Raw genomic sequence first — 6,123 nt, 5'->3', positions numbered from 1 at the left:
CACCAGCCTCACGGCGCGTATCAACCAGATGCTGCACCCCAAGCCCAACACCGTATTGCGATTGCCCAAGTCTCACGAAATAGCCGAGCAACTGGATATCAGCGAACAAACCCTGCGCCGCAAGCTGAATGCGGAGGGCACCAGTTATCAGCAGATCAAAGACAATCTCCGCAGCGATCTGGCCAATAAGCTGTTGGCCAATCGCAGTCTGAATATTGCGGAAGTGGCGAGATTGCTGGATTTCAGTGAACCCAGAGCCTTCACCCGAGCTTTCAAACAGTGGTCAGGTCAAACACCACGGGCCTTTCGCTCCGCCCGACAATCCCGCAGCAAGGCATCTCTTTAAGCAGCAAGGCATCTCTTTAAGCAGTAAGGCATCGCGCTAAGCAGTAAGGCATCGCCCTAATAGGCAACAAGACCGCCTCCAAATCAGGCAGCAAGTTACCCTCCCAGGGTCAGTTAGCCGCTGTAGACTGTCAATATAGACAAAAACGCCAACTCATTTTTGCCCTTGAGCAGATTCCACATTTTTGCTCTATGCTATCTAGCAAACCCCCATACAGACCTCATGACCTCGCACAGCCAGCGTGCACAAACACGCTCACACCGCACTCGCAGTGAGCAATATGCAGCATTTAATTCATCAAATAGACACTTTCTACCAGTTAAAATCACATAAATGAATTTTATAAGTATGTTTATGTCTATTTTGATTATATTTTTTTGTAACAATAAAATCCGCATTAATTTTATTTATTCATACTTATCAATAACTTACTATTGAACACACCTGTCAATAAGACGGTATTTCACTATTCCAAATATAGACATTAGGCACTAATATCCACCCATCTAAATTGGTCCTGTTGTAAGAACATGTTGTAAGTACGCTTCAAGCAAGCAACCTCGCAACAGGCAGGCACAGATAAACAGGACTGGGCCAGGCGCCTGATCCCAAACGTCAACATGATAAGAGCTGGAATAAGCATGACGAACGCAACTAAGCCGCAGGCAACTCTCGTCAACCCATTCGATGATGCTGCAGAAGTGGAATTCAGTGTTCCCGGGCAGGCTTCATATGAGCCGGGTTTGTACGAAGAAAATCTGAAACAAGGTTACGATCTGATCCAACGTCCCCGTAAAGCGGCCGGTGTACCCGCCGTTGAGCGTCAGCACGCCAAACAGCGTATGACCATCTGGGAACGTCTCGCTTTTCTGACCGACGAAGATCCTCAGGTTCTGTTCCAGAACTGGGGTAAAAATCTCGACGGTGCTTCTATTGTCACTGCCGTTGTGAAAATCAACGGCCGCGATGTGGCGGTTTACGGTCACGATTTCACCGTACGCGCCGGTTCTATGGACGCCACTAACGGTAAAAAACTGGCCCGCCTGTTTGAATTGGCCGGCAAGCGTCGTATTCCACTGGTGGGCATGAACGACTCCGCCGGTGCTTTCGTCCCCGCCGGTGTTGGCGGCCTGGACGGCTACGCAGAAGCCTTCACCGCCCTGCGCAAAATCAGCGGTGTGGTGCCTTCCATCATGTGTATGTTCGGCTTTAATGCCGGTGGCGGCTCTTACCTGCCACGTCAGGGCTCTTTCCTGATTCAACCGAACGAAACCTTCTTCGGCCTCACTGGCCCGGGTGTTGTAAAATCTGTTCTGGGTGAAGACGTCACTCCTGACGAGCTGGGTGGTCCCGGTGTTCACAGCCAGTCTGGCGTTACCGATTTTGTAGTGCCTGACGAAGTCGCCGCTCTGCGCAAAGTAAAAGCGCTGCTGAACTACATTCCGGACAACAACGCCGTTCTGGCTCCTTTTCAGCCAACCTCTGATCCCATTGATCGTAAAACCTGGGACATCGACATTCTGCTGAAGAAAGCCTTCAACTCGCCCAGCGGTTTCAACACGCCGCTGGACGTGACCATTATGATCCAGCAGCTGTGCGACCACGGTGATTTCATGGAAATCCAACCGGATCGTGCCCGCAACACCGTGTGTGCTCTGGGTCGTATGGGCGGTAACGTGATTGGCTTTGTTGCCAACAACTCTGCTGTGGCTTCCGGCCAGATCGACATTGATGCCGCTCTGAAGAACGCCCGCTTTATCCGCTTCTGTAACCTGTACAACATTCCCATGATCTTTATGGAAGACACCACCGGCTTCCTGCCTGGTCGTGAACAGGAAGCTGGCGGTATTGTTCAGGCTGGCCGCGCCATGCTGGACGCCATCATCGATCTGCGCACACCGCGCTTCCTGATGATTATCCGTAACGCCTTTGGGGGTGCTTACGCGTCATACAACAACTACCCTACCGGTGCTGACTTTGTTTGCGCCCTGCCCTCTACCCGCGCTGCGGTCATGGGACCAGCCGGTGTTGAGTTTGTTTACAAAGACGAAGTCAGAGCGATCCGCGCCGAAGTGAAAAAGCGCTTGGCCGCAGGTGAGGCTGAAGCTGACGTACTGGCATGGCAAGCGGCTCAGGACAAAACCCTGAAAGACCGCTACGAAGCGGAACTGATGAACCCCAACGAAGCCCTGAGTCTGGGCTCTATTTCTCAAATTGTTATGCCTTCTGATCTGCGTGAAGTGCTGTGTAAACAAATGGATTTCCATTTGAGTCATTACACACCAGAACCTTTCGCCGGTCCGCAGCGTGAATTTCATTAATTTCTGAATTACTGAATTCGCGCCCACACCAACAAGGCACCTAAACAACCGAATTTGAAAGAGGCTAGAGCCGTGAAAGACAGCAACACTAACTATCTGAACAACTCTCTGATCCACAAGGATCGTCGTCTGGCTAATGCTGACAGCGAGTGGGTTCGCAGCTTTGACTGTACCCACATGCGTCCACTGATCATCTGTCGTGGCCCGATCCGTAAGGAAGCCATCGACGTTTTCGAAGAAATGGGCATTGAGCACTACGGTATTTTACTGTCCGAAAAAGACTCCATTACCTACCAGAATGCTCTGGCACCTGAACTGCGCAAACTGACAAAACCCAACAACATTCATCGCGTACCTGACTACACCGGTGCCGATAAAGAAGAGCGTGCGCAACGCATCAAGCAGATCATTAACATCGCCCATTCCAACGGCTACAACTCTATCTTTGCAGGCTACGGTTTTATGTCCGAAGACGCTGAGATGGTTGAATCCATGGAACAAGCTGGCCTGAACTTTATCGGCCCCTGCTCTTTCACTCAGAAATCCGCTGGCATGAAAGATCAGGCCAAGCGTACCGCACTGGAAACCGGTGTATCGGTGACTCCAGGTGTTAACAACGCCACCAGTCTGGCCCTGTTTTCCAAATACGGTAAAGACGGTCTGGAAAAATGCGCTGCTGACAACAACCTGACCGTTGATTTCGGCGCATGCAAAGACGAAGAAGAGCAAGCTCTTGCGTTGCTGGCCGCATCCTACGATGCTGGCATCGACATCATCAACGCTGCTGACATTGGTGCTGCGTTGCAGGTAGAAGCCAAGCGTATGCTGGCCGAGAAGCCTAACAACCGCTTCCGCCTGAAAGCCATTGCCGGCGGTGGTGGTAAAGGTCAGCGTATTTTGCAATCCGCTAATTCCTACGAAGGCGCTACGCTCGAAGAAAAAGTGGAAAAAGCCGCAGCCAACGTGCCGTCACTGGTACTGGAGTGTCTGATCGAGCTGAAAACCAACGGTGTGGGCGACAACAAAAACGTTCTCATCGAGATGAACATCGACACCACTCGCCACCAGGAAATTCAGGTAGTGGGTAACGGTGAATGGTGCATGACCATGGGTGGCCGCGATTGCTCCCTGCAAATGCACGAACAGAAACTGCTGGAAGTGTCTGTCACCGAAGAAGAACTGAAAGACGCAATCGCCGTGGCAGAAGCCGCAGGCAAAACCGCTGAAGCTGAACAGCTGAAGAAAGACCTGGTGATCCTGGAAAAAATGGAACACGAAGGTGCCGTCTTCGGTGAAGCCGTGAAACTGGATTCCGTCGGTACATTCGAATGTATCGTAGACGGCGAGTCTCACTACTTCATGGAAATGAATACCCGTATTCAGGTTGAGCACCGTGTTACTGAGCTGTGCTACAAACTGAAGTTCACCAACCCGGACAACAGCGAAGAATTCTTTATCGCTGAATCTTTGGTTGAAGTGATGGTATTGATCGCAGCGCACAGCACCAAACTGCCAAAACCTGAGCGCATTCTGCGCAGCAAAGCCTCCGTTGAAGCGCGTATGAACGCCACCAACCAGGCTCTGCAACCACACGCTGGCGGCGTAATCGAAAACTGGTCCAACCCGATCGACGGCGAAATCCGTGACGATCAGGGCATCAGCTTGCACAATCCTGATACCGACGTGTTCATGAAGTATCACCTGGCTGGCGCTTACGATTCCAACATCGCCCTGCTGTTGACCGTTGGTGAAGACCGCACTAACACCTATGACGCCATGGCCGAAGTGTTGCGTGTCACCGAGCTGCGCGGTAAAGATCTGGCCACCAACCTGGAATTCCACTATGGATTAGTGAACTGGTTCCTGGGCAATAACATCAATGCCCGTCCGACCACTCGCTTTATCGTGCCTTACCTGACAGCGGTTGGCCTGCTGAAGCAGGAAGCCAATAATCTGGACGTGAACTACGCTTACAAGCAAGTGGGCAACAAAGTTCTGGCCACCTGCAGCTCAAACGAAGAGAAATCTGCCCTGCAAACGGTACTGGCCCGCAAGCAATTGTTGCTGACTCGCCCAGTGGAAAAACTGCTGGCTGAGCCCCACATGCTGGCTGGCTGGCTGAGCGTCAACCAACCGGCTTACTCCATGGACAGCGGCAAGCTGGTCTGGAATCAAAACCCGGTTCGCATTCTCGCCGAGACCTATCACTTCCTGAACATGGACTACTGCGAGAGCAAAGCCGCTGCGGAAATGATCTGGGATCACGACAACGACCTGCTGCAGCAAGCCATTGCCTTTTATGACACGCTGGAAGAAAAGCTGGGCACCAATGATTACAGCCAGATCGTTGAACTGCTGGCTGGCAGTGCACCTGCCGGTATCGATGCTGATCAGTGGGCTGCCGCTCAGTCTGCGCACGTTGGCTATCAGGCAGGTAGCGAAATTCTGAGCCTGCTGGCCTACATTGGCTACCGCACCAACTTCTTCGACCTGAAAGTGAATGAAGATCTGAGCATCGACATTCCGGATCGTCTCACCGAAGAAGCTCTGCAAAAAGCCATGGCCAAGGTACTGGTACCACCTCCCGTTGCGAAGTCTGACGAGATTCTTGCGCCTACCGGTGGTATGTTCTACTCATGTGAAGCACCGGGCATGCCCGCTTTTGTTGAAGAAGGCAGCCATTTCAACGCCGGTGAGCCGCTCTACATCATCGAAGTGATGAAGATGTTTAACAAAGTGACCGCGCCCTTCTCCGGTACCATCGACAAAATCCTGGTGGATCTGGATGGGACTATTATTAAGAAGGGACAACCCATCTTCAAAATCACTCCCGATGAAGTGGTTGAAGTGGAAACCGACGAAGAAATTCAGGCACGCCGTAGAGCCGAGACCGATGTCTTTTTGTCACAACTGACTCTTAACGCCTAAATTGGGGGATGCACGATGATTGTTGCTCTGGACCATATTGCCATTGCTGTGCCTGATCTGGACAAGGCCATTAAACGCTTCATGGAAGACTTCGGCCTCAAATACGAAGGCAAAGAAGACGTCCCTGCTGCCAAAACCAGTACCGCGTTTTTCCCTCTGCCGGAGACCAGCATTGAGCTGGTTCACCCGCTGAATGGCGAAGGACCGATTGCCGGCTATCTTGAAAAGAAAGGCGGCGGTATGCACCACCTGTGTTTTCGCAGTGACGATATTGAAGCTGATGTGGCGCGTCTGAAAGACAAGGGATATCAATTCCTGTCTGACGCCCCCACCATCGGCGCCCACAACTGCAAGGTGATCTTTATTCATCCAAAAAGTTGTGATGGGGTCCTGATCGAATTGAATGAGCCCCAAGAAGGCCATCATTAATCCGTGATTCCACAGGCACCGCTGAAAGCGATGCCTGACAAGAACGTCAAACTTAGTACAGTATTCAAACAGCTCTGCACCGAGCTGAACATGAGAGAA

General features: G+C 51.7%; 4 protein-coding genes. All 4 read left to right on the top strand.

Annotated features, from left to right (window positions below):
• On the top strand, positions 1-346 hold a 346-nt coding region (locus ACTG33_RS15650; RefSeq protein ID WP_439136157.1), incomplete at its 5' end, for a helix-turn-helix domain-containing protein.
• 641 nt (positions 347-987) lie between these two features.
• Positions 988-2,667 carry an acyl-CoA carboxylase subunit beta gene (locus tag ACTG33_RS15645; protein ID WP_439136156.1) on the top strand — a complete coding sequence of 560 codons (1,680 nt, stop codon included), beginning with the start codon at positions 988-990 and terminating at the stop codon, positions 2,665-2,667.
• 72 nt (positions 2,668-2,739) lie between these two features.
• A complete protein-coding gene (locus ACTG33_RS15640; RefSeq protein ID WP_439136155.1) occupies positions 2,740-5,595 on the top strand; it encodes a biotin/lipoyl-containing protein in 2,856 nt (951 codons plus the stop codon).
• A gap of 15 nt (positions 5,596-5,610) precedes the next feature.
• Positions 5,611-6,024: a methylmalonyl-CoA epimerase gene (mce, locus tag ACTG33_RS15635; RefSeq protein WP_439136154.1), complete on the top strand. Its 414-nt coding sequence runs from the start codon at positions 5,611-5,613 to the stop codon at positions 6,022-6,024.
• The last annotated feature ends 99 nt before the right edge of the window (positions 6,025-6,123 follow it).

Origin of the sequence: Pseudomaricurvus sp. (genome assembly GCF_965662505.1) — a bacterium.
Classification (GTDB): domain Bacteria; phylum Pseudomonadota; class Gammaproteobacteria; order Pseudomonadales; family Cellvibrionaceae; genus Pseudomaricurvus.
The sequence above is the reverse complement of the archived record's forward strand: the minus strand, read 5'-3'. Positions and strand labels throughout refer to the sequence as shown.

Excerpts from the sequence above, each read along its gene's own strand:
- ACTG33_RS15645 (WP_439136156.1), top strand. The coding sequence starts at position 988 with ATGACGAACGCAACTAAGCCGCAGGCAACTCTCGTCAACCCATTCGAT.
- mce (WP_439136154.1), top strand. The coding sequence starts at position 5,611 with ATGATTGTTGCTCTGGACCATATTGCCATTGCTGTGCCTGATCTGGAC.